Here is a 24,761-nt window from a genome sequence, read left to right on the forward strand (position 1 = left end):
TTATTTTCCCTCTGCTAAATTTGGCGTAGGAGACGTTAAATTTGCCAAACGTTTTAAACCACGAATACTAGCCTCACCCGCTTCCATGAAATCAACTTTAAGACCCTGTTGAGCTAAGGCGAGTTGATAGCGCTCATTTAGCCCTTTGCTGCCTATAATCAATACACTTTTCACTGGCTGAGGTAGATCTGCCAAAATATCATTTACATCGTGGCCTATTACTATGCCCGACAAATAATCACGCACTTCATCGGCGGCCAATTCACCACACACATAACGGCTGCGTGCACTGAATAATTGGTGCATGATGCCACCTGCTTGTTGGCTGGCTTGAAGACCTTGTAGGAAAGCGTGCTCGTTTAATTCACTTGATTGGGGCAAGCCTTTTACCAAACTGGATTCATCATTCAGACGAGCAAACAGCTCACCGGTAATGGCCGTTGAGAAGCCCGTCACTTGCCCTTGTTCAATTTGAACCCATTTACAGTGAGTTCCAGGCAAACAAAACACCCGATCTTCACTAATTAGATTGTGACTTTCCAACCAATCCAACGCGCCTAACAACTGAGTTTCTTCACCGCGCATAACATCCGCCATACCAGCAACACCCTGACTTTGCAGGCCCGGTACGATGGCGACTTGATTTGGCAATGAGGTCGTTAACCAATGCAGATGATTGGCAAGCTCAGTTAATGGCATAGGGCAGGTTTGATAAGGCACTTCTTGCCAGCCACCACGACTGCCAACCATGCCCGCCATATATATGGGTAAGCCGGTTTCAAGCCAATCGCCAAGCAAATCCGCTAAAACAGTCTCAAACTCGTCACTCGACAGCGTTAACATCCCCTTATCACTGCTTCGCTGAGCTTGGATTTGCCCCTGCTGATTCATCAAAAAGGCGCGCAGGTTGGTGGTTCCCCAATCTACTGCAATGAAGTTTGCTGAGGAATTTGATAATGGCGAAACAGATTTTACGGAGGTCATTACAAACGCCCTCCGTCGACGACAAGACTCTGACCTGAAATCATACGACTGTCATCCGCACCCAAGAAGAGCACCAGATCCGCCACATCTTCAGGCTCAATCTTTTCTTTTAAGGCTTGTTGGGTCATTAATTCCGCTTCCGCTTCAGGCGTTAGCCACAAGCGTTTTTGTTTTTCCGTCATGACCCAGCCTGGCAATACCGTATTCACACGGATTTTGTCTGCACCAAGCTCGCGGGCTAAGCCTTTGGTCAAACCAGAGATACCTGCTTTGGCTGTGACATAACCTGGGTAACCAGCCAAACCTAGCATCCAAGAATTGGAACTCATGTTAATAATGCTGCCGCCACCAGCGGCGGCCATTCCCGGTGCAACCGCTTGAGCTGCAAAGAAATGATGCTTGAGGTTCACCGCCATGCATTGATCAAACTGCTCTGAGGTCAATTCTTGCAAACTGTGCCTATGATCATTGGCCGCATTATTGACCAAGATACGCACCGCACCCCAAACATCAATGCGTGCGGCAATGGTTGTTTTTAATAGCTCAATTTGCGTTAGATCCACCAAGTTAAAATGCGCCTGATGACCCTGTTGTTGCAATTCACTTACTAAGGTGTCTCCAGCCTTCTGATCAATATCAAAAAAGCTGACTTTACAGCCTTGTGCTGCTAAAGCACGCACCAACGCCTCACCTATGCCAGATGCGCCGCCACTGACCAAAGCATGTCGCCCAGCCAAACTTGGGTAAGAGGTTTTATTGTTATTATTTGCCATTAATGAGACTCCCTACTCACTTTTGAGCCACTTTTGCCCACTAAGAAATCAAGATCGGCTCCGCGATCGGCTTGCATCACATGATCGATATAAAGTTTGGCGTAACCGCGCTGATACTCACTCTCTTGTGCTTGCCAGTTCGCTTGACGCTCTGCCATCTCTTCATCCGAAATGTGTAAATGCAAACCACGTCCAGTTACATCTAAGGTAATTTCATCGCCATTTTTCACCAGTGCTAATGGGCCACCCATGGTGGCTTCTGGTGCCACGTGCAACACCACAGTCCCAAAGGCTGTTCCACTCATACGAGCATCGCTGATGCGCACCATGTCGGTGATACCTTGCTCTAACAACTTGCTTGGCAGTGCCATGTTGCCCACTTCTGGCATACCTGGATAACCTTTAGGACCACAGCCTTTCAGCACTAAAATAGAGTCTTTGTCCACCTCCAGTTCAGGTGAATCGATACGTGCCTTGTAATCTTCAATGTTTTCAAACACCACGGCTTTGCCCGTGTGTTGCAGCAAAGCTGGCGTGGCGGCACTGGGTTTAATAATGGCACCTTGTGGACATAGGTTGCCTTTCAGTACTGCAATACCCGCTTTTTCGCGCAGTGGTTTGTCTAGCGGTCGAATAACCTCGTCGTTAAAGCATTCCGCTTCTTTGGTTGAGTCGGCAAGACTGGAACCCGACACCGTCATCGCCTGCATATCAAAGGCGCCTTTCAAGCGTTGGATTAAGGCAGGAAAACCACCAGCATAGTGGAAATCTTCCATTAGGAAACGACCAGACGGCATGAGGTCAACCAGACAGGGAATTTCGGCGCCGATGCGATCCCAATCATCCAATGTCAGCTCCACACCGACACGACCTGCAATCGCCAATAAATGCACCACAGCATTGGTCGAACCTCCAATGGCGGCATTGGCTCGAATGGCATTTTCAAACGCCGATTTGGTCAATATGTCCGATGGTTTGAGGTCTTCTTTGACCATTTCCACAATGCGCATACCGGTCAAATGAGCCAACGCCTGACGACGAGCGTCTACTGCCGGAAGCGTACCGTTTTCCGGTAAAGACATACCCAAAGCTTCGGTCAAACAAGACATGGTGGACGCGGTTCCCATGGTCATACAGGTACCACGAGAGCGTGACATACCAGATTCAGCGCGCATAAATTCGTCTAGACTCATTTTGCCACCACGCACTGCCTCACTGAATTTCCATACATCGGTACCTGAGCCTATGTCTTTACCACGATATTTACCGTTCAACATAGGACCTGAACTCACTACAATGGCCGGCAAATCCACCGAACAGGCCCCCATTAATTGCGCAGGCGTTGTCTTGTCACAACCACCTAATAAAACCACGCCGTCCATACCGTAGGCTCGAATGGATTCTTCTACGTCCATGCTCATCAGGTTTCGAAACAGCATGGCCGTCGGTTTCATTTGCGTTTCACCCAGCGACATTACAGGGAATTCAAGCGGCACACCGCCCGCTTCCCATACACCGCGCTTCACGTATTCAGCCAATTCGCGTAAGTGGGCATTACAAGGTGTTAACTCACTCCAAGAGTTACAGATACCAATGATAGGTCGACCATCAAAACTGTGATCTGGTAAGCCTTGGTTTTTCATCCAACTGCGATGAATAAAGCCGTCCTTATCGAGTTTTCCGTACCATTCTTGGCTACGTAACGGCTTTTTGCTTTTGTTATCATCACTCATGCGTTTTTCTCCGAACTGGGCACAGCCTTGACTTCCAATAAGACAATGGACTCTGGATCTAAGATGGGAAGTTGCACTCCGATCTGCATCAAGCTGGCACCGTTTAAATGTAATTCTGTGTCCCACCAAGCCGGTTTGGCTTTCATTAAATGACCTGGTAAAGGGCTGTGTTCTAATACTGTAACTTGGTAATTCTGCTCAGCAATTAAGCCAGGTAAGCGAATCGGCAAGGTTTGCGCTTGCTTTGGCATGGCAAGCTGGCAGTAAGCCGCGACCCCTTGCTGCGCGTCTTGACTAAGCGCCCACTGGGTTTGTGCACGGCCATCTGCGCTCGGCAAACGCCAATTGTTCCCCTGATGAAGGCAATCACGAGTACGCTTGTATTGTTTAATCCAATTGGCAATAGTGGCTTTTTGCTGGGCATTGGCTTCCAACAAATTCCACTCAATACCAAGATGACCTAACATGGCCGTGCCGGCACGAAATGCCACATCGTGCACACGACTCGTGGTATGACTCTTGTCAGGCCCAATATGGGAGCCCATGACTTCGGGGGGGAAAAAGTAACTGAAGCCACGCTGTATGCTTTGACGTTCCAAGGCATCATTACAATCCGATGCCCAAAAGCGTTTAGTGAAATTCAAAATACCAAAATCCACTCGTGCGCCACCAGAGGAGCAACTTTCGATTTCCATATTAGGAAAGGCTTGATTGATCTCTGCCAACAAACGGTACAAGGCCATTACCTGAGCGTGCGCTTGCGGTGCAATGGCACCACCGGGTTGAGAATAATCTCGGTTCATATCCCATTTCACATAATCAATGGGATAGGCTTTGAAAAGATCGAATAAGCGCTCACGCAGATAATCATAGGCTTCTGGAATGGCGAGATTGAGCACCAATTGATTGCGCCCTAAACAGGCACTGTATTGTGGCAGTTGCAGCGCCCATTCTGGATGAGCGCGATACAAGTCGGAATCTGGGTTCACCATTTCAGGCTCAAACCAAAGTCCAAATTCCATGCCTAATGCTTTTACATGACGGATTAGAGGCATGAGACCATCTGGGTATTTGGCTTCATCAACAAACCAATCCCCTAAGGCAGCATGATCATCATTACGCCCTTTGAACCAGCCATCGTCCAATATATAGCGTTCCACGCCGACCTCAGCCGCCGCTGAGGCTAACTCTTTTAATTTGGTCATGTCATGATCAAAGTAAAAGGCTTCCCAAGTGTTTAAATGAACAGGTCGAGGTTTGTTTAATTGCAATCGAGCTCGGGCTTCGCAGTGGAAAGCCTGACTCATTTGATTTGCTCCACAAGAACTATGACTGACCAACATTGGCGGCGATGTCAGACTTTCATTCGCTTCGAGCACTATTTCTCCAGGCAAGTACAAGGCTTCTGCTTGCAAATAGCGATGCCCTTCAATGCTGTAGTCGGCTTTTAATCTGTGATTACCACTCCACGCCAAATGCATGCCCAACACTTGACCTTGTTGCTCGGTAAAGCCCGATTCCCCCAAGATCACGCCTGGAAAGTTGGCATGACCATTTCGGCCATTGCGATTCTCTTGCTGCCAAGTACTTTGCCACGGCTCTCTAGCTTGTTGGAATTCTTGACACCAACGACCGTAAAAGCTGATGCGTTCCGTTAACTCGACACTCACCGGCATGGTACAAGCCAAACGCTGCACTTGGACATGAGCAGAACCCAAGTTGGTTAATGTCACTTGCTGGCGCAACACCCCTGAAGGCAACAAGCCAATTTGTAATGTCAGCGCCAGCTGGGCAATCGGGTCTTCAAGCGCAATAAATATGTCGTGACCTTGCAGGTCGACGCGAACCTGTTGCCAGCACATGGCCCATACTGGACGGTCTATGGCGTGCGCTTCCACGGCTGGCGATTGCAACCAACCACGACCCGCTTCTGGAATGAGGCTCATCGCAGCTGGCTGATCCAGCATGGCCTGAGGAATACCCGCTTGTTGTGACAAATACACTGACTCTAATGACGTCTCTTTTGGCAAAGCATCACCAAAAAACACCAATTCAGGGGACGCTTTTTGATGACAAGCAATCACCAATGTTTTGTCACCTTGATCGACACGGTACAAACTTGTTTGTTGTGATAGAGACATGGCGATTACCCTTTTGTGGCCCCCAGAGTCAGACCAGCAATAAAGTGACGCTGCATGGCAAAGAACAAGATAACCGGTGGTAACGCCGCCACAATGGAACCCGCTGCAATTAACTGCCAAGACGCCATCCACTGACCTTTCAACGCACTGATGCCAGCAGTAATAGGTCGAACTTCATCACTTTGCACTAGGACTAATGCCCAGAAGTAGTCGTTCCAAATAAAGGTAAATATCAATACAGACAAGGCCGCTAAAGCGGGCCTTACCAAAGGCAAAACAACATACCAGAATATTTTCCACTCGCTGACACCTTCAACACGCGCCGCTTCAATCAACTCATCTGGCAACCCCACAATGAAGTTACGCATAAACAAGGTACAAAAGCCGGTTTGGAAGGCAATATGAAAGATAATCAGACCCGTTGCCGTATCGTATAACCCCATGCCTATTGTTAAATCACGCACCGGAATCATCAAAATCTGAAATGGCACAAAGTTACCCGCAATAAAGGTAGCAAACATGGCCACATTGCCGCGAAATTTAAATTTGGCAAGGGCGTAACCCGCTAATGTAGACAGGGCTACGGCACCAAATACAGCTGGTAAGGTAATAATCAAAGAGTTCAACAAATAGCGAAACATAGGGGTTTCAGTGAACACCAGAGTATAGTTCTCTAGTAACATCCACTCAGATGGTATGCCCCAATAGTTACCCGCGTTAATGTCCGCAGTGGATCGCGCCGAGGTCAACATGACAGCAATTAACGGCAGCAACCAGAGCAACAAAGCGACCCAAATAGCAACACGGTAACTCAGATTAAAAGGTAAAGATCGTTTTTCAACAGGTGTAGGAAACATTAGGCTTTCTCACTCTTCAGCATACGCCACAAGAAGTAGGCAATATAGACATCCATAATTAAGAACAATACCGTCGCGATAGCAGCACCATAGCCCGCGCGATAATTGAAAATGGATTGTTCGTACATGAAGTAGGCCAATACACTGGAAGAACCAAACGGCCCGCCACTGGTCATGGTCGCCACCAAATCGAAGCTACGCAGCGCCCCTATCACGGTTACCACCACAGCAATAAAGGTTGCTGGTCGCAACTGAGGCAAGATCACATGACGTAACATTTTCCAACCATGTGCACCGTCCAAACGTGCGGCTTCGATTTGATCCGGATTGAGGTTATTTAAGCCTGTGAGGTACAAGATCATGCAGTAAGCAATTTGCGGCCATAGCCCCGCCACTATGATGCCAAAGGTAACCCAGTTTTCGTCTGATAAAACCGCAACTGGCTCAAAACCAAACACACCAATGGCTTTATTGAATAAGCCAAAAGACGGATCGTAGAACCAAGAGAACACTAGACCGACAACAACCTGTGAAATAACGAAAGGAAAAAAGAACATGGATTTAACAACACGAATACCCATGACTTTTTGATTGAGGAACAGCGCAATGGCGAGTCCAATTGGCGGCGCCAGCATAAAGAAAACCAACCAATAAATATTGTTTTTCAACGCCACCCAGAATTGATAATCATCGAACAACTCGATGTAGTTATCAAAACCAACGAATACCTTGTCGCCGATACCATCCCATTCGTAAAAGCTTAACCAGATACTCTGTAATATGGGAAAAATAACGTAGACTACAAACAAAATGACTGCGGGTGCTAAAAACAGAACCGGCATCCATTGCTGCTGTTTGCTATGCAACTTCTGCATGGCGCACATACCTCTTTATTTTTATAACTTTATTTTTGTGATTAGCATCAATTGCAAAACTTGACACTTAACTCGCCTAATAAAATAATGGAATAAAGTTCCATTTTTTGCAATACTGTTTTCAGAACATTTTTAACAGGGTGTTTTTGACCCCAAATAACAAGAAAAAACCAAGGTAAAAACAATGGTGGTATCGGACAACAAAACAGGTGGTTCCTCTCTCGATAAGGCACTTACCCTTCTGCAAGAAGTGTGTATGACACCTGTGCCTTTACGCTTTGCTGAATTGGTTGAAAAAACCGACCTACCAAAAGCCACTGCACACCGCACCCTCACCTCACTTGCTGATAAAGGTTTAGTGCGTTTTGACGAAGAAAGCCAACTCTATCACCCAGGCTATGGTTTATTAGAATTAGCTCATCAGGCTTGGGCGAGCATGGATGTTCGTGATATTGCCGCAGATCAAATGAAATCTCTTTGGCAAGAAACAGGCGAAACCATCCACCTAGCTGTGTTAGACCGTGGCGAAGTCATCTATATAGACAAGTTAGAAAGCCAAAAGAGTCTGCGCTTGTTTTCGGCAGTGGGCAAAAAAGGCCCAGCTTATTGCACCGGTGTTGGCAAAGCCATGCTGGCATTTTTAGATGAAGCGAGTTTGGCGCAAGCCATCCAAGAACAAAGCTTTATTGAACACACCCAAGCCACCTTAAAAAACGAGACTGAATTACGCGCGGCGCTTAGCCGAATCCGTACCAGTCGCGTTTCTTTAGATTTAGAAGAACACGAAGAAGGCATCCAATGCGCGGCCTCGGTGATTTTAAATCACAATCATGAACCCATTGCCGCGATGAGCATTACCGCTCCGAAATTCCGCGTCGATGATACTCGCTTTCAACACTTTCAAACACTGGTCAAAGACGCCTGTACGAAAGTATCCATTCGAATGGGGGCCAAGGCCTCAAAATAGCATAGGAAAAGTCCATTATGGCGACGATAAAACTAACAAACGTCATCAAACGATTTAATGACATAGAAACCATTCATGGCGTCAACCTGGATTTAAAAGACGGCGAATTTGTTGTCTTTGTCGGTCCATCAGGTTGTGGTAAGTCTACCCTTTTGCGCTTAATAGCCGGCCTTGAAGACATCACCGAAGGCAGCCTAGAGATCAACAACGTTAACATGAATGACGTCGCACCAGCGGATCGCGGTGTGGCCATGGTTTTCCAATCTTATGCTCTCTACCCTCACATGACAGTGGAAGAGAACATGAGTTTTGGCCTGCGAATGAATGGTATTGCAGCAGAAAAAATCAAAGAACAAGTGGCGAATGCTGCGAATATTTTGCAATTAAACGAATTGCTTGACCGCAAACCCAAACAACTTTCAGGTGGTCAGCGTCAACGTGTCGCCATTGGCCGCGCCATTGTGCGTCAACCTGAGGTTTTCTTATTCGATGAGCCTTTGTCCAACTTGGATGCCGAATTACGTGTTGATATGCGCATCCAGATTGCACAACTGCATAATCGCCTCAAATCCACCATGATTTACGTGACTCACGATCAAGTAGAAGCCATGACCTTGGCAGACAAAATCGTCGTATTGCGTGCCGGTAACGTGGAGCAAGTTGGCTCGCCATTAGAGCTTTACCACAACCCTAATAACGAATTTGTCGCAGGCTTCATTGGTTCACCAAAAATGAATTTCCTTGCCGCCAGCATCACCAGTATCGATGCTGACAACTTAGCCACCATTGCGGTCGCAGGACAAAGCATTCAATTACCCGTTGATACCAACAAGGTATCAGTGAACAGCCAGATCAAATTGGGCGTGCGCCCTGAACACATCACTGAAGACACAGAGTCGGCTGACTTTAGTTTGAATTTAGACATTGACGTGGCGGAACACCTTGGTGGCCTAACCTATCTATACGGTCAATACGGCAATGAAAAACTGACCATTGAGATCAGTGGGGGCAACTTAACGCGTCATGGCGAAAACATCACCGTTGGCATCAAGACACAGGATTGCTACCTTTTCAATAAAGATGGCGAATCCATCATCCAACGCCCTGTTCCAAAAAGATAAGCATCAGCATTGCTTTGTTCTTAATAAACTAAAAAAGCCACTTCATTGAACGATGAAGTGGCTTTTTATTGATAATCAACTGTCGTTAACAGCAATACTCACCAAATGAGTGGGCGATTTAAGACAATTCCGCTAAAAAATGCGTGAGGTAAGCAAAACCACGCTTAGCCACGACAGGGTTATATTGGCTACCATGATCAGGATTGTTGGCACTTGGTAGCATAAAGGAATGCACAGTGTTACCAAAATCAAAAAACTGAAAATCAATCCCCAAGTCAGACCAGTACTCTTTGGCAGCTTGAGCATCTTGATCGCTCACCAAAGGATCTTGATATCCATTCATGATCATGAGTTTTACGTCTTGATTGGCGAGTTCTGCCGATTGCGCTCGATAGAAAGACATCAAACCATGAAAGCTTGCCGCCCCTAGGGTTTCTTTAAAATGCAATCCCGCTTCTAACGCCAAACGTCCACCCAAGCAAAAACCAATGTGCACAATAGGAGAATTTCCCTGCAATGCCTGCTGAGTTAATTCCAGTTGCAAGCCATGCAAAGATTCCGCTTCAGCCAGCAAGGCTCCCATTTTGGCTTGCTTTGCGGGTAAGTCTTGAGGGTTTTGCCCCTGACCGTATAAATCAATCGCCGTTACCGCGTAACCTTGTGCGGCTAAACGATCTGCAAACTGCTTTTCAAAATCACTCAAACCGGAGAAAGTTGGCCAGAGGATTATCTGTAAAGGAGTAGAATTCGCCTCTGCACCTATTTGATAATGCTGTCGCTCGATATTGTGTTTAAACAAAAAATCAAAATCTTGGTTCATAGATCACCTCCATTCATAAAGTTCATCCAGTCTAGCCCTGAGCTTTTTGTCAAGGCAACGCCATAAGTCGCTTTGCCTCTTTATTGTCATAATGCTGGTTAACTGTATTGTATTAACCATAAAAAAAACAGGCACAAAAAAACCGGTATGACCTAATGGCCACACCGGCTTTTCAGAGAAGAAGTTGGCTTATTGGCTTAATTGCACAATCAACTTATTCATGCGAGAAACAAAGGTTGCAGGGTCTTCTAACTGACCACCTTCTGACAAAGTGGCTTGTTCGAACAACAACCAAGCCATGTCAGCGAAACGCTCTTCGTCCGCTTCCGCATCCATTTTCACCACGATTGGGTGATCTGGATTCACTTCCAAGGTAGGCTTAGAATCTGGCAGTTTTTGACCCGCCTGCTCAAGCAAACGACGCATCTGCAGACCCATATCGTATTCACCTACCACCAAACAAGCTGGTGAGTTGGTTAGACGATCCGTTGAGTTCACATCGGCAACTTGCTCTTCTAAGACGTTTTTCATGCGCTCTAGAAGAGGTTTAATTTGCTCTGCTTTTTCTTCTTTCTCTTTTTTAGCTTCTTCGCTCTCATCTTCAGCGATATCAAGTTTGCCTTTGGTCACGTCTTGGAAAGACTTACCTTCAAACTCTTGTAGAGATGACATCATCCATTCATCAATACGATCACTTAACAACAAGACTTCAAAACCTTTCTTACGCAAGATTTCTAGGTGCGGGCTGTTTTTAGCTGTGTTGTGATTTTCTGCGTAGATGTAGTAGATCTTATCTTGACCTTCGCTCATACGAGAAACATAGTCAGCCAAAGATTCTGTTTGATCAGCACTGTCTGTGTGAGTTGAGCTGAAACGCAACAAGGCCGCAATCTTGTCTTTGTTGCCCATGTCATCCGCTGGGCCTTCTTTCAGCACATTACCGAACTCATTCCAGAAAGTTTGGTAGGTTTCTGGGTCGTTCTTCGCCATTTTAGACAGCATATCCAGAACACGCTTAGTCAAAGCAGAGCGCATAGAATCCACTGCGCTGTCGTTTTGCAGGATTTCACGAGACACATTCAAAGAAAGGTCATTAGAATCGACCACCCCTTTCACGAAGCGCATGTATGGAGGAAGGAAAGCTTCCGCTTCGTCCATAATGAAAACACGCTGCACATACAACTTCAGGCCGCGCTGCATATCACGATTCCATAGGTCGTATGGCGCTTTGGAAGGAATGTAAAGCAAGCTAGTGTATTCCAACTTACCCTCAACCTTGTTGTGCGACCATTTCAATGGCTCTTGGAAATCGTGTGAAATGTGCTTGTAGAACTCTTGGTATTCTTCGTCTTTTACTTCGTTACGAGGGCGAGTCCACAAAGCTTTCGCTGAGTTTACCGCTTCAAACTCAGGGGCTTTATTTTCATCGACAGGTTTTGGGTTACCCTCTTCATCCATTTCTGGATAAACCACTTTTTCCATCTCTACTGGAATGGAAATGTGATCGGAATATTTTGTCACCAAGCTACGCAAACGGTAGTTGTCAGCAAACTCTTTCTCGTCTGCTTTTAAGTGCAAAGTAATGCGTGTACCACGGGTGGCTTTTTCGATGTTTTCAATCGTAAATTCACCAGAACCGTCAGATCCCCAACGTACCGCTTCACCTTCAGCCGTACCGGCACGACGCGTCTCAACCGTTACCTTGTCAGCGACGATAAAAGCAGAATAGAAGCCCACACCAAATTGACCAATCAACTGGCTGTCTTTTTTCTGGTCGCCACTGAGCTGTTCCAGAAATGCCGATGTTCCAGATTTGGCAATGGTACCCAAGTTAGCAATGGCCTCTTCACGAGACATACCAATACCATTGTCATCAATAATGACGGTGCCTGTGTCTTTATCAAACTCAACACGCACACGAAGATTTGGGTCATCAGATAATAGGTCAGCGTTCGAGACAGACTCAAAGCGAAGCTTATCTACCGCATCAGACGCATTTGAAATAAGTTCACGAAGAAAGATTTCTTTGTTTGAGTACAAAGAGTGGATCATCAAATGAAGTAGTTGCTTTACTTCCGTCTGAAACCCTAACGTTTCTTTTTGAGTATCAGTTGCCATGTTATTTATTGCTCCTAGTTGATTGAACCTTCCCATAAAGAAGGCGAAGGTATATCAGTTTTCACATGTGCAACATAAATAAAGCCTCTTGATGGGATTTCAAGAGGCTTATACGCAATTTTTTTGTGGTTTTTCAAATTCTTGCTCGGCTGTGCGCTAATTTTTTCGCACTAAGGTCAAGCCATCACCTATGGGCAATTGTGACAAACTGACATCAGGATCTTGATGAATAGTGTCATTAAGTCGGCGCACAATCTTAGTGTCTTTGTCATCGAAGCTTTCATCAGCCACATTCCCCCACCACAAGGTGTTGTCTATCACCATGCAGCCACCAGAACGCAAGAGCTTTTTGCCGAGGGAATAGTAATTCAGTAAGTTGGCCTTATCCGCATCGATAAAGAGGAAATCGAAACTTTCACTTTCTTGCTGCACTTTTTCTTGCATCACTTGCAGCGCACTAGCACACAAGGTGTCCACCTTTGCCGATAGGTCAGCTTGCACTAGGTATTTATTCGCAATATCGAGCCACATTTGTTTTTTATCTATTGCCAACATGCTGGCATTAGCAGACAAGCCCGAAGCAATAGAAATGGTGCTATAACCAGTAAAGACACCAATCTCCATCACCTTTTGAGGGTTTAACAGCTTTACTAATAAGGTTAAAAACTGGCCGACTTCTGGCGAAAGCGCCATGCGTGCCATATGGTATTGTGCCGTTTCCCGACGTAAATCTTCTAATACTTGAGATTCTCGTACCGAGTGATCAATCAAATAATTGTACAATTTGTCATCGACCTTTACAGTACGATTAACTGGGCGATTGTCTTCAGAAACTGGCTTGGGGAAATTAGGCAGCATTTGACGTCATCACCAATCCACGACTTAAGGTTTTAAAGGTTTTGGAGCGAAATTCTCGACGATAAAGCACTCCAACCACTATCACACTGGCCGCCATACAGAAATATGGCCCCAAAAACCAACCACAAAACGCCATAGCAAAATAATAAGCTCTTAAACCATAGTTGAATTGGTTCGCGGCCAAACTGCAGACTAGCGCCATGTGGCTAGCATAAAGTTCTCGTTCACTGTCTTCAATACCCCGTTCGGTTGCTAAAGGAGCACTGCCGACTAACACAGAACAAAAGTTATATTGTCGAACTGACCAAGTAAAAGTAAAAAAGGCATAAGCAAAAATAACCACCAGCACTATGATCTTCAACTCCCATTCCTGTTGACTGATAGGTGCCAATAAATAAAAGTCAGAAATAATGCCTAATGCTTTCTCTGAATAATTAAACGCAGTAAATAGACCCGCAATAATCAATAAACTGCTGGAAGCAAAAAACAAACTGCTGCGTTCCAAGTTCGCCATCACAGAAGCATCGGCAATGCGATTATCTCGACGTAACAATCTCAACATCCAAGCCAAGCGAAACTGATGCAATACGCTCACCAAACATGAACGTCTTTTGGAGTTATACTGAGCATAAAAAGCGTAGCCCCACCAACAAGCAAAAAACACAAATAAAGTCATTAAATCCAACGGATTAAAAAACAAGAACACAGAATGATTCTCCATAATACTCAGCCCCTCCTAGACAACAACATCACATGCTTAATTAGAGCATTTTTCATAGTATCTGTGTCAATTTATAGCCGATATTATTTCATCCCATTATTGAGATTTATTGTTCAATACAGTTTCAAAAGACTTGCATCCGTTAAGAATATCGGTAAGATGCCAGCTTCCTACAAGACTTGCGGATGTGGTGGAATTGGTAGACACGCTGGATTTAGGTTCCAGTGCTTCACGGCGTGAGAGTTCGAGTCTCTCCATCCGCACCATTCTTTAATACTTTCTTTATCTATTAGCCTCAATAAAAAACCGAACCCCTTATTGAATTCGGTTCTTTGTATTTAGCTGAACCTGACGCTTAAGCTTTTAGTTTCCAAGACACATCTTGGCCAGAATAGAAAGGCACAATCGGCTCTCCGTTCGCCAAAGTAATACTGTCTGGCACTTGCCAATCTTCTTTCAGCAGTGTCACAGTATCTGTGTTACGAGGAAGGCCGTAAAAGTCTGGACCATGCAAGCTGGCAAAACCTTCTAATTTATCTAACGCATCAAGCTCTTCAAATACCTGGGTGTAAAGCTCCAAGGCTGACCAAGCACTGTAACAACCAGCACATCCACAGGCATTTTCTTTTTTATTACGAGCATGAGGCGCGGAATCCGTCCCAAGGAAAAAACGATTGGAACCGGATGCCACCACTTGACGCAAAGCTTCTTGGTGAGTGGCGCGTTTAAGAACAGGCAGACAATAATAATGCGGACGTATACCACCCACGAGCATATCATTGCGATTCATCATTAAATGTTGTGGCGTAATAGTCGCGGCAACCCCTTCACGGGCAGACAGCACAAAATCCGCTGCGTCTTTGGTGGTAATATGCTCAAACACCACCTTGAGATTCGGTACATTCTCAACAATTTTTGTCATGTGCTGATCAATAAATTCTTTTTCACGATCAAAGATATCAATATGACTATGGGTTACTTCACCATGAATTAACAGCAACATATCATGTTCAGCCATGGCTTCAAAAACTGGGTAACGAGACTCCACAGAGGTCACGCCCGAATCTGAATTTGTCGTGGCGCCCGCTGGGTACATTTTCACCGCGACCACACCCGCCGCTTTCGCCGCCTTAATATCTTCCACACTGGTTTTATCAGTAAGATACAAGGTCATCAGCGGCATAAAGTCACTGCCTTCAGGACGCGCAGCTAAAATACGCTGCTTATAAGCCATTGCCATGTCCGCATTCACCACTGGCGGAACCAAATTTGGCATTACGATAGCGCGGGAAAAACAACGTGCCGTTGCAGGAACGGTTTCTAACAACATATCGTCATCACGAAAATGTAAATGCCAATCGTCTGGTTTAATGATGGTAATTTCGTTCATCTTCTGCCCTTAAGATAAATAATAATTAACGAATGCTTTATGAGTTAGCTACAAAAAAGCCGCTGGATAAGCGGCTTTTTTAAATCAAGATTAACTGTCTTTGCGTGGTGCGCGTGAACGACGTTCACCACGATCACGTCCACCGCCATTTGAACGGCGACGATCACCATAACCTCGACGCTCTCCGCCATTTGAACGACGACGACCAGATGGCGAGGCTGCACGCTTGTTCAACTCATCGGCGTTTTCCAATTTAGCAATATCAGTACGCTGACCACAAATACGCATCTTGCCTAATTTACCCATTACACCTGAGCTCAAGCTAGATGGCAGGTCCACAGTGGCGAAATCTTCATAGATTTCAATATGACCAATGTAACGACTTTCGATTGACGCTTCGTTGGCAATGGCACCGACAATGTTGCCTGGCTTAACACCGGCATTGTAACCCACTTGCACCACGTAGCGTGTCATTGGCATACCTGGATCATCTTTCAAAGGCATAGCATCGGCTGTTACTGGACGCACCTTACGTTCACGAGGTGCACGATCTTCACGACCTTCACGACGCTCACGACGTTCTTGACGCACTTCCATCTCAGATAATAGCAATGGTGTTTTACCTTGCGCCATGTGCGCTAAAGCAGCCGCCATTTTTAGTGGATCCACTTCATTCTCTTTTTGGTAGCTTTGTACTAATTCAAGGAAGAAATCGAGATCTTCATTATCCAATGTATCCGTAATACGTTGTTTAAAACGACCAACACGCTGCTCATTAATATCAGATGCTGTCGGCAAATTCATTTTTTCAATAGGCTGACGAGTGGCACGCTCAATCGCTTGCAGCATACGACGTTCACGATGCGCTACAAACAAGATAGCGGTACCGGTTCGGCCAGCACGTCCGGTACGACCAATGCGGTGTACGTAGGATTCCGTGTCATATGGTATATCATAGTTAACCACGTGACTGACACGCTCAACGTCCAAACCACGCGCTACCACATCAGTCGCGACAAGAATATCAATTTGACCTTTCTTAATACGCTCAACCGTACGTTCACGCAGATTCTGACTAATGTCACCGTTCAAGGCTTCACAAGCATGGCCGCGAGCGGTCAATTTTTCAGCCAACTCAACCGTTGCCGCTTTAGTACGAACGAAGATGATCATGCCATCGTGCTCGTTCATCTCCAAAATACGCGTCAAGGCGTCTAGCTTGTGTAGACCGCTTACTTGCCAGTATTTTTGAGTAATAGTCGTTGCTGTTGAGGTTTTGGTCGCAATCTTCACTTCTTTAGGATTGTTCAGGTGACGCTTAGCCACTTGACGAATCACAGATGGCATAGTTGCCGAAAACAAAGCGATTTGACGGTCTTGAGGTGTTTGTTCAAGAATCCACTCAACATCATCAATGAACCCCATGCGCAACATTTCGTCGGCTTCGTCTAGCACAAGTGCTTTTAGGGTTTCCAGTTTAAGGGTTTTACGACGGATATGATCCATCACTCGTCCTGGCGTACCAACAACAACTTGCACGCCACGGCGTAATTGACGCAATTGTGTGTCGTAAGACATGCCGCCATAAATGGGCAATACGTGAAAATCTGGAATGTTGCGAGCGTAACTTTGAAATGCTTCAGAGACCTGAATAGCAAGTTCACGAGTTGGAGCCAATACAAGTAATTGTGTCGTTTTATCTGTCACATCAATGCGAGACAAGAGCGGCAAAGCAAACGCTGCCGTCTTACCTGTACCCGTTTGCGCTTGCCCCAAAAGGTCGTGACCTTCTAACAGATATGGAATACTTTGCGCTTGGATAGCAGAGGGTTGTTCATAACCTAGGTCAGCAACCGCTTTAAGAACAGGGGCAATTAAGCCCAACGAATCAAATGTAGGCTGAATATCAGCATCAGACATGTAAATGTGTACCTTTCTTTTGGTGGGAGTAAGGCGTGTAACTATTTACATGCCTCAACGAAACTTCTCTGGGATTTCTCTAGAGGAAAATCTAAGTGCGGCATTATATACAAGTAATCTAAAATAAGCTACCAAGTTTGGCGCTAATACTCGACAAAATTGCTTATTTTTCAGCTTCTGAAGCGCCTTTATCCGAATCCAACATAATCGCCAACCAGCGCATTTTTGGATTGGCTTCAAAGGCCAATTTAACAATGATGGTTAAGGGGATAGACAACAGCATGCCTACTGGACCAAATACCCACCCCCACAAGAGTAAAGATAAAAAGACCACTAAGGTCGATAAGCCCAAGCCTCTCCCCATGTATCTTGGTTCTATCATGTTACCGACAATCAAATTTACTACGACGAAGCCCAGAGCCGTTAGTCCTGCAGACAAACCACCCAGCTGCACAAAAGCCAGCAAAACAGCGGGAATAGCAGCAATAATAGAACCTATGTTTGGCACAAAGTTCAACAAAAAAGCACATACACCCCACAAAATTGGAAAGTCAACGCCCAACACCCATAACCAGGCAGTAATCAATACACCAGTTAAGATACTCACCAAGGTTTTAATCACCAAATAGCGATTAACAGAGTTAATGAAGGTTTCGAATCGCCCCATGGATTGGGACGCATCCGTTAAGGCCAAGGATAATTTATGTGGCAACTCAACAGCTTCAAATAGAATGAAGATCACAATCATCACCACCAGTATCAAATTGGTTAAAGCACTGCCCAAACCACGTAAAGCATTGGCGACCATTTGCATCAAAGAGGAAGGATCGATATAGCCCTTCACTTGATCATAGGAAACATGCACCCCCAGATCATTCAGCAATCGGATAACACCCGACATTTCTTCAGCAAACCTTTGCTTATAATTTGGTAATTGACTGGAGAAACTGTCTAGTGATGCTCCTACTAACAAGGCCACCGAACCCAAGCCGACTAAAATGAGCATGACTACCACAATAATAGCAAGCCAAGTGGGTACTTTACGACGACGCAAGCTAGACATGGCAGGGGCACAAATGATGGCAATGAAAACCGCCAACATAAACGGCACCACGATCTGCGATGCGGCCTTTAAACCAGCAATAATAATGATGAAAGCAGCAAAGCCAACCAACCATTGCGTACCTTTATGATGCTCACTCATTGTTTGTCCTTACATAGCCATAGGGTAAATACTTTGCGCATAATCCGCCAAGTCTTGAAGCATAATTTGCTTACTACTGGGCAATTCTGGATCCTGTGCTAACGCATTCAAACGGGCGAAATATTGTTCCATATTAATGGAACCTCCTCCGTCTATTTCAAGCAAACGAATCTGACGATATTCTTCCCACTCCATGCGCTGTTGATCGTTTAACTGCTCAGAATAGTTACGTCCAATGTAACGCATTAGCATTTCCGGTAAACGACGATCGTCAAAAGATAAGCTTAATTCTGACAAGGCATGTGCCGGTGTACTGCGTATGGTTTCCATCCTCGCTTTATCTTCACGAGAGAAAAAGCCACCGGAATACAGCATCAAATCTGGATCTTTATCTATGGGCCTCTCTTCTTGCAAAAACACATCGCTCAATTTCGCCGCTAAGCCATTATGCTGTTTGATTTTGGCAAGATTATGACGGCACACTTCTCCGTCTAAGCCAAGTCGTTTCACCACCCTTTCATCTTTCAAAAAGGTTGCTGGGGCAACGGCTGGACTGCGATTAAAATGAATTACCTTTAATGGTAGTCTTTCCAGTTCACCCAGCTCATCTTGACGAGTAAAGACACGATGGCGAATTTCCTCTACTGACAATTCAAGCAAGGGTTGTGCATCCATCATCAAATCCCAAACAATGACACCGTTCTTATTCGTAGGATGAGGGGCAATTGGCACCACAAAAGCGGAATAATGCTTGGCCTGACCAAACATTCCCGATATATGCAGAAAGGGCTTCATTCTTACCGGATCAATAAATTGTTGCAACTCGTGCTTCTGACGCATTTTAAAGTAGTAATCAAACAGCTTTGGCTGCTTATCACGAATCAATTTGGCGATTTCAATGGTGCCATAAACATCCGACAAGGCATCATGAGCTTGTTCATGGGCGATATTATTGGCTTTGGTCAACTCTTCCAATTTCATCGACACTTGACCGTCTTCTTTTTTCGGCCACACAATACCGTCAGGTCGCATTGCGTAAGCCATACGCACCAAATCAATCATGTCCCATCGAGAACAGTTATTTTGCCATTCCCGTGCATAAGGATCGATAAAATTACGATAAAAACCATAGCGCACGACTTCATCATCAAACCGTATGGTGTTGTAACCCAGAGCACAGGTTCCAGGTAATGCTAATTCCGCTTCGACGGCTTGCATGAATTCAGCTTCACACAAGCCTTCTCGATTGGCATCTTGTGGACTAATACCTGTCAATAAACAGGCTTCTGGCTGAGGCAATACATCTTCTGCCAGACGACAATACATCATGACAGGCTCACCAATAGGGTTAAAATTGAGATCGGTTCGAATGCCGGCAAACTGCATTGGACGATCTCTCGCTGGGTCCGTTCCCGTTGTTTCAAAATCAAACCAAAAAAATGACGTTGGGCCCGATGCGGTCACAAATAATTCCTGTTAGCCGTTAAAGAAAAACCGTATTATACGCATCTTCGAGTGTTTTTGGCGATCAGAGGAGTCGTTCTATGCCAATCCCTGCGAATTGTCCTTGTGGAACGGGCAATCCTTATGAAATGTGTTGCGGTATGTATCATAACAACCCGGGCACGGCCCCCACCGCCGAGATTTTAATGCGGTCTCGTTACACCGCGTTTGCTATTGGTGATTTTGACTACATTGCCGCCACCCAAAAACTCAAAGAAGACCCTAAACAATCGGCCGATGACATTCGCGATAGTAATCAAAATACACACTGGATTAAGCTAGAAGTCACCGACACTGAAGACGGCCTCGAAAAAGACAAAACCGGTATGGTGGCCTTTTCTGCCCATTTCAAGGAAGGCAAACACATTGGCCGTTTAAGCGAACGCTCTTTGTTCAAAAAGGTCAAAAATCAATGGTTTTATATTTCTGGTGAACACGACGTCGCTAAGAACACCCCATTGGTCAATAACGCGGAAATGAAGATTGGCCGTAACGACCCTTGCTCTTGCGGCTCCGGCAAAAAGTTCAAAAAGTGTTGTGGGGCAGCTTGAGCCAAACAATGATACAAGTAAAAAAGTGGGAATGATTGCTATCATTCCCACTTTATGTCACCACAATACCTTCATTGCTCAGCCTGTTGATGTCCTTTGTCCATCATTTCTCTTAAATCATTTCCCATTCAGTTCCAGCGCCCTATTATCCAACAAGAAACTACTGAAGTTTATGGGAAATAGACTCTTCTAAATTCTTTCAATCCTATCATCGCATCACGAAAATCGTATTCACCGATGTATTTCAGTATTTTTTCCAAAGCCTCCACTTGTTCTTTGCGATACAACTGGCGAATCAATTGTTTTACTTTCGACTCCGATAGCGCATCGCCAGCCGCGAGCAATTGTTCAATCTCGTCCATTGCCAAACAAACCTGCTGTTGATCTAATTCAGCACTCGACGATACTGAATCATATTTTGTGGCCATCGCTAAAATCGCCATGGTCTTTTTGATGAGCAGCTGATGATCCAGTGGTTTATACATAACATCGTCGAAGAGTTTTTGTTTTCCTTGTTCCTCATCCACTTTCAACACATCGGCCGTCAAACACAGTATCTTTGGAGCATTATCAGCAAGTGCTTGCCTTATGGCTTGCGTCGCTTCATAGCCATCCATAATGGGCATTCTAATGTCCATCAAAACTAAGTCATAATGTTCACTTAATACTTTGTCTAAGGCCTGCTTACCATCTTCCACCCAATCTACTTGGATACCAATTTTTTCATATATGGCTTTGACGATATTGGCGTTAATAAGGTTGTCTTCTGCCAACAGAATACGTTTATTGGTTACTGAGAAACGTTGCGACTCATTCAAGGTATCTTGCAGTGTATGTTGCGCTTTGCCAAACAACATGGCTTTATTCTTACTCTGTAACTCGCGCACTTCTTTCGGCGTCACCAAAATGGAACAGGCTGTGACTCCTATGGACAGATCTTTCTTACAATAAATCGCGGCTTTATCCTGTAGAGCTCGATATAAAAACGGAGACTTACTTTGCAACTGACTATAATAGGTGTAGCTGACCAGCATATGATTTTTTTCCGCATCCCAATCATTGCCAGCTAATAAATACTCGCACTCTTCTGTCGATAAGGGGGTTACTCCTTCAAACCTCGCGTCATGCAAAAAGTTTACTAAGGATTTATCTTCTGCCATTATCCACAATTTGTTCCCCGTTGAGGCTTTATTAACGGGTCGATAAGGTAGATTTACCCAAAACCGAGTACCTTTACCAACTTGACTTTGATAGCCTATTTCACCCCCCAATAATTCCACTAACTGACGTGTAATACTAAGCCCTAACCCGGTTCCACCAAACAGTCTAGTGGTACTGCTATCCGCTTGTTTAAAGACTTCAAAGACATCAACACCATTAGCAATTCCAACGCCGGTATCTTGTATTTCAATATTCAGGGTATCGTTATCTTGCAAATCGACCCTTACATCTACACGCCCTTCATGAGTAAATTTAATAGCATTGCCAATAAGGTTAACAAAGATTTGCTGCAGTCTGGTTTGATCTCCCACGAGTTGATCTTGAATAGAGAAATCACGATTCACACTAAAATGTATATTGTGCTCACGGGCAGATTCCACATTCACCTGATAAGCATATTGCAACACCTTATCCAGACTAAATTCTGTCTCTTCCAGTTCAACATGATCAGACTCCAATTTCGAAAATTCCAAAATGCCATTAATAATATGAAGCAGTCCGTCGGCTGAGGTTTTTATGTTTGCCACCTTATCTTTGACTTTTTCCTCTAAATTTTCCTCTAACAACAAGTAACTAAAACCTAAAATGGCATTCATTGGCGTTCGAATTTCATGACTCATGGTCGCCATAAAATCAGACTTCACTTGTAAGGCATCTTCGGCAACCTGAACGGCGGTTTCTAATTCATGAGTCAACGCCACAGATTTCCGATAAGATTCTTTTGCTAAACGCAATTGTCTAAACAATAAATAAATAATGACCATAACAGTGACGGTCAATAAACCAATCAAACCAGCCAATTTTATGAACAAATCGTAAGAAATTGCTCGGCGTTGTACTTTTTCTGCCGAACGAATGGCCAAAGTATTCAACACAACATCTTCCGTGGCTGCCATTATTTGATTACTGTCAATTAGCAAAGTATCAATATCCACTGGCCTACTATCGCTAAACAACACAACATCCATTTGGTCTAAATTTTCGCTAACAATAGCGATTACCTCTTCCGAATTGGGTAGACGTAAAAATACTTCTCGCAGAAGACCATTTTTAATAATATTGAGACGACTGTACAAAATTTCAAAGCGTTGTTGTGCATCCTCTAAGCGTGTTTCGCTGGGTAAATCTTCATACAGCTTCAAGGAATTTCTTAATTTAAGCGCTTCTCTATCCAGTTGGTAAGAAGCCCACAATGCATCTTCTTCCACATCAGACATGATAACTTTTTGTCGCTCTACTAATTCATAAAAAATACCCATTGCAGCGACCATAAAAATCACTGCTGCAGTCACGAAGATCAGAATGGAAGACGGCTTCTTCGTGAACAACTTTACGGGTCTAAGTAAAGACAACAAACTCATACATTATCTACTCAACGACAATAGACTTAATTTGCCATACAGAACGGTTATGAATGACTTCATTGTTCAACTCAGGCATATCACTGAAAGGATAGAGAATGAATAATGGACCTTTATCACGAATGGACATTGGCTGACCGTTTAAATCCATGGCCAATAGAACATCGTATTTACTAGCGTCTTCTACTGGCACTTTGGCACTGTAGTCGTTTAACGCGGTAACCTTTAGCGTTTTCCCCTTTGCTCCTACCGCCTTCAAAAGCCCACTCAGCATTGGTCCTTGATACAAATCAGAACCTTCCGTCCAGGGTGTTGCTGTTTCTAAATCAACAAAGCCAAGCTCCATGAGCATGGCTCGGTCAAATTGTGCAGTGCCATTCACATTGGTATGAGTGATGTTGCCAGACACCGTCAGAATGACTTTGTCTTTGGGTGACATGAGTGACTCAGCTTGAACATTGAACGAAAGGAAAAACGCCAAACAGACAGACAAATAAGAAAAGAAAATGTGTTTCATTAGATACTCCAAAAGAATTAGTTTCTCGAAGTATATGTAAACTAAACCAGCATTCCTCTAGACAATTACGAAACGCTACGCTTTTTTAACCAAGTCATACAAAGCACAATACAGAATATAAAAAAGCCGCCCTAAGCGACTTTTTTATCCATGTCGTTCTATAAAATCATCTCAAGTTAGGGGACAGGGTGCCCCTGAGAAGCAATCCAGACACGAAACCAATCGTCATCACTCAAGCTAATCTGACAAGCGGCAACCGCACTTTTTAGTCGTGCAATCTTACCGGACCCCATAACAGGACAAATCCCTGCCGGATGTCTTAATAACCAAGCAACAACTACCTGATCCAAAGACACCTCGAGACTGTCAGCGATGTCATTGAGAACATTACGTACTCGCAGGGCTTGTTCAGAATGTCCGTTAAACAAATCCCCACCAGCAAACGGCGACCAAGCCATTGGTGTAACAGCATGTCGCTGCATATGATCCAGAGTACCATCTTCAAAATGCTGTAAGGCCAGAGGCGATAACTCAACCTGATTAACAATTAAAGGCGCATCCATTCGCGATTGCAGCAAATCAAACTGCTGCGGGGTGAAATTCGACACACCAAAGTGCTTCACTTTTCCCAAGGTAAACAAATGATAGAAAGCTTGCGCTACTTCATCAGCATCCATCAATGGACTTGGACGATGCAGTAACAAGGTATCAATGTACTCACATTGTAGATTGTCTAATGATCTGTCTACGCTGGCCAAGATGTGTTCGCTTCGATAATCGTAACGATGCACTTTTAGCTCAGGACGTTGTTCGGAGGGCAACAAAATACTGCATTTAGTCACGATTTCCATCTTGTCACGAAGCTCAGGTTTAAGCTTTAACGCCTCACCAAACAAGCTTTCACATTGATAGTCACCATAAATATCTGCGTGATCAAATGTGGTCACACCCAGCGACAAACATTGCTCGATAAAAGCCAATGTCTGTTGTGCCGACCAGCCCCATTCTTGTAAACGCCAAAAACCTTGCGCGATGCGAGATCCCTCAAAACCTAATGGATGATATTGATATCTCATGTATTTTATCCTTACTTGAAGCCACTCATTCTAAATAAGGCACAAGGAAA

The 24,761-nt window shown here is 44.7% G+C and carries 20 protein-coding genes and 1 tRNA gene; 4 read left to right on the forward strand and 17 right to left on the reverse strand.

Annotated elements, in window-relative coordinates; translation table 11 throughout:
- The 6 genes from ACXAH2_RS05085 to ACXAH2_RS05110 are packed head-to-tail and all read right to left on the reverse strand — an operon-like array spanning position 1 to position 7,363.
- Complete coding sequence (locus ACXAH2_RS05085) at positions 1 to 984, reverse strand: 2-dehydro-3-deoxygalactonokinase (protein WP_475077094.1); 984 nt, start codon at positions 982 to 984, stop codon at positions 1 to 3.
- Positions 984 to 1,757, reverse strand: a complete 774-nt coding sequence (locus ACXAH2_RS05090; RefSeq protein WP_475077095.1) for an SDR family NAD(P)-dependent oxidoreductase — start codon at positions 1,755 to 1,757, stop codon at positions 984 to 986. Before ACXAH2_RS05090 ends, ACXAH2_RS05085 begins: the two co-directional genes overlap by 1 nt.
- Complete coding sequence (locus tag ACXAH2_RS05095) at positions 1,757 to 3,490, reverse strand: IlvD/Edd family dehydratase (protein WP_475077096.1); 1,734 nt, start codon at positions 3,488 to 3,490, stop codon at positions 1,757 to 1,759. Before ACXAH2_RS05095 ends, ACXAH2_RS05090 begins: the two co-directional genes overlap by 1 nt.
- On the reverse strand, positions 3,487 to 5,631 hold the full coding sequence (locus tag ACXAH2_RS05100) for an alpha-galactosidase (RefSeq protein ID WP_475077097.1): 2,145 nt from the start codon (positions 5,629 to 5,631) through the stop codon (positions 3,487 to 3,489). Before ACXAH2_RS05100 ends, ACXAH2_RS05095 begins: the two co-directional genes overlap by 4 nt.
- A 5-nt stretch (positions 5,632 to 5,636) precedes the next feature.
- A complete protein-coding gene (locus ACXAH2_RS05105) occupies positions 5,637 to 6,488 on the reverse strand; it encodes a carbohydrate ABC transporter permease (RefSeq protein ID WP_475077098.1) in 852 nt (283 codons plus the stop codon).
- A complete protein-coding gene (locus tag ACXAH2_RS05110) occupies positions 6,488 to 7,363 on the reverse strand; it encodes a carbohydrate ABC transporter permease (protein WP_475077099.1) in 876 nt (291 codons plus the stop codon). The genes ACXAH2_RS05105 and ACXAH2_RS05110 overlap by 1 nt, the downstream gene beginning before the upstream one ends.
- A gap of 184 nt (positions 7,364 to 7,547) precedes the next feature.
- Here ACXAH2_RS05110 and ACXAH2_RS05115 point away from each other — a divergent pair, with 184 nt between their 5' ends.
- Positions 7,548 to 8,330 carry an IclR family transcriptional regulator gene (locus ACXAH2_RS05115; RefSeq protein ID WP_475077100.1) on the forward strand — a complete coding sequence of 261 codons (783 nt, stop codon included), beginning with the start codon at positions 7,548 to 7,550 and terminating at the stop codon, positions 8,328 to 8,330.
- A gap of 17 nt (positions 8,331 to 8,347) precedes the next feature.
- Positions 8,348 to 9,451, forward strand: a complete 1,104-nt coding sequence (locus ACXAH2_RS05120) for an ABC transporter ATP-binding protein (RefSeq protein ID WP_475077101.1) — start codon at positions 8,348 to 8,350, stop codon at positions 9,449 to 9,451.
- A gap of 118 nt (positions 9,452 to 9,569) precedes the next feature.
- Here the strand turns inward: ACXAH2_RS05120 and ACXAH2_RS05125 are convergent, their stop codons facing one another.
- The 4 genes from ACXAH2_RS05125 to ACXAH2_RS05140 form a co-directional block, all read right to left on the reverse strand.
- Positions 9,570 to 10,271 carry a dienelactone hydrolase family protein gene (locus ACXAH2_RS05125; RefSeq protein WP_475077102.1) on the reverse strand — a complete coding sequence of 234 codons (702 nt, stop codon included), beginning with the start codon at positions 10,269 to 10,271 and terminating at the stop codon, positions 9,570 to 9,572.
- Between the two features lie 189 nt (positions 10,272 to 10,460).
- A complete protein-coding gene (htpG, locus tag ACXAH2_RS05130) occupies positions 10,461 to 12,389 on the reverse strand; it encodes a molecular chaperone HtpG (RefSeq protein WP_475077103.1) in 1,929 nt (642 codons plus the stop codon).
- 156 nt (positions 12,390 to 12,545) lie between these two features.
- Positions 12,546 to 13,247 carry an O-methyltransferase gene (locus ACXAH2_RS05135; protein WP_475077104.1) on the reverse strand — a complete coding sequence of 234 codons (702 nt, stop codon included), beginning with the start codon at positions 13,245 to 13,247 and terminating at the stop codon, positions 12,546 to 12,548.
- Complete coding sequence (locus ACXAH2_RS05140) at positions 13,237 to 13,968, reverse strand: DUF599 domain-containing protein (RefSeq protein ID WP_475077105.1); 732 nt, start codon at positions 13,966 to 13,968, stop codon at positions 13,237 to 13,239. Before ACXAH2_RS05140 ends, ACXAH2_RS05135 begins: the two co-directional genes overlap by 11 nt.
- 181 nt (positions 13,969 to 14,149) lie before the next feature.
- Between ACXAH2_RS05140 and ACXAH2_RS05145 the strand changes: the two genes are divergently transcribed.
- Positions 14,150 to 14,234: transfer RNA gene (locus tag ACXAH2_RS05145), tRNA-Leu, on the forward strand.
- An 89-nt stretch (positions 14,235 to 14,323) separates the two neighbouring features.
- Here ACXAH2_RS05145 and pyrC read toward each other — a convergent pair.
- The 4 genes from pyrC to sbcB form a co-directional block, all read right to left on the reverse strand.
- A complete protein-coding gene (gene pyrC, locus ACXAH2_RS05150) occupies positions 14,324 to 15,358 on the reverse strand; it encodes a dihydroorotase (RefSeq protein ID WP_475077106.1) in 1,035 nt (344 codons plus the stop codon).
- 90 nt (positions 15,359 to 15,448) lie between these two features.
- Complete coding sequence (locus tag ACXAH2_RS05155) at positions 15,449 to 17,278, reverse strand: DEAD/DEAH box helicase (RefSeq protein WP_475077107.1); 1,830 nt, start codon at positions 17,276 to 17,278, stop codon at positions 15,449 to 15,451.
- A gap of 163 nt (positions 17,279 to 17,441) precedes the next feature.
- Positions 17,442 to 18,482 carry an AI-2E family transporter gene (locus ACXAH2_RS05160; protein ID WP_475077108.1) on the reverse strand — a complete coding sequence of 347 codons (1,041 nt, stop codon included), beginning with the start codon at positions 18,480 to 18,482 and terminating at the stop codon, positions 17,442 to 17,444.
- Between the two features lie 9 nt (positions 18,483 to 18,491).
- The gene (gene sbcB, locus ACXAH2_RS05165) at positions 18,492 to 19,946 is read right to left on the reverse strand and encodes an exodeoxyribonuclease I (RefSeq protein WP_475077109.1); all 1,455 of its coding nucleotides are present in this window, start codon (positions 19,944 to 19,946) and stop codon (positions 18,492 to 18,494) included.
- Positions 19,947 to 20,026: 80 nt separating this feature from the next.
- On the opposite strand from sbcB, the gene ACXAH2_RS05170 reads away from it, so the two are divergent.
- Positions 20,027 to 20,536, forward strand: a complete 510-nt coding sequence (locus tag ACXAH2_RS05170) for a YchJ family protein (RefSeq protein WP_475077110.1) — start codon at positions 20,027 to 20,029, stop codon at positions 20,534 to 20,536.
- A gap of 170 nt (positions 20,537 to 20,706) precedes the next feature.
- On the opposite strand, the gene ACXAH2_RS05175 is transcribed toward ACXAH2_RS05170, so the two are convergent.
- From ACXAH2_RS05175 to ACXAH2_RS05185, 3 genes are all read right to left on the reverse strand, one after another.
- The gene (locus tag ACXAH2_RS05175) at positions 20,707 to 23,118 is read right to left on the reverse strand and encodes an ATP-binding protein (RefSeq protein WP_475077111.1); all 2,412 of its coding nucleotides are present in this window, start codon (positions 23,116 to 23,118) and stop codon (positions 20,707 to 20,709) included.
- Positions 23,119 to 23,125: 7 nt separating this feature from the next.
- A complete protein-coding gene (locus tag ACXAH2_RS05180) occupies positions 23,126 to 23,635 on the reverse strand; it encodes a putative pterin-binding protein (protein ID WP_475077112.1) in 510 nt (169 codons plus the stop codon).
- A 176-nt stretch (positions 23,636 to 23,811) separates the two neighbouring features.
- Positions 23,812 to 24,711 (reverse strand): aldo/keto reductase, encoded by a 900-nt coding sequence (locus ACXAH2_RS05185; RefSeq protein ID WP_475077113.1) that lies wholly within the window; start codon positions 24,709 to 24,711, stop codon positions 23,812 to 23,814.
- Positions 24,712 to 24,761 lie beyond the last annotated feature (50 nt).

Source organism: Marinomonas sp. ABL3_031 (genome assembly GCF_056161265.1).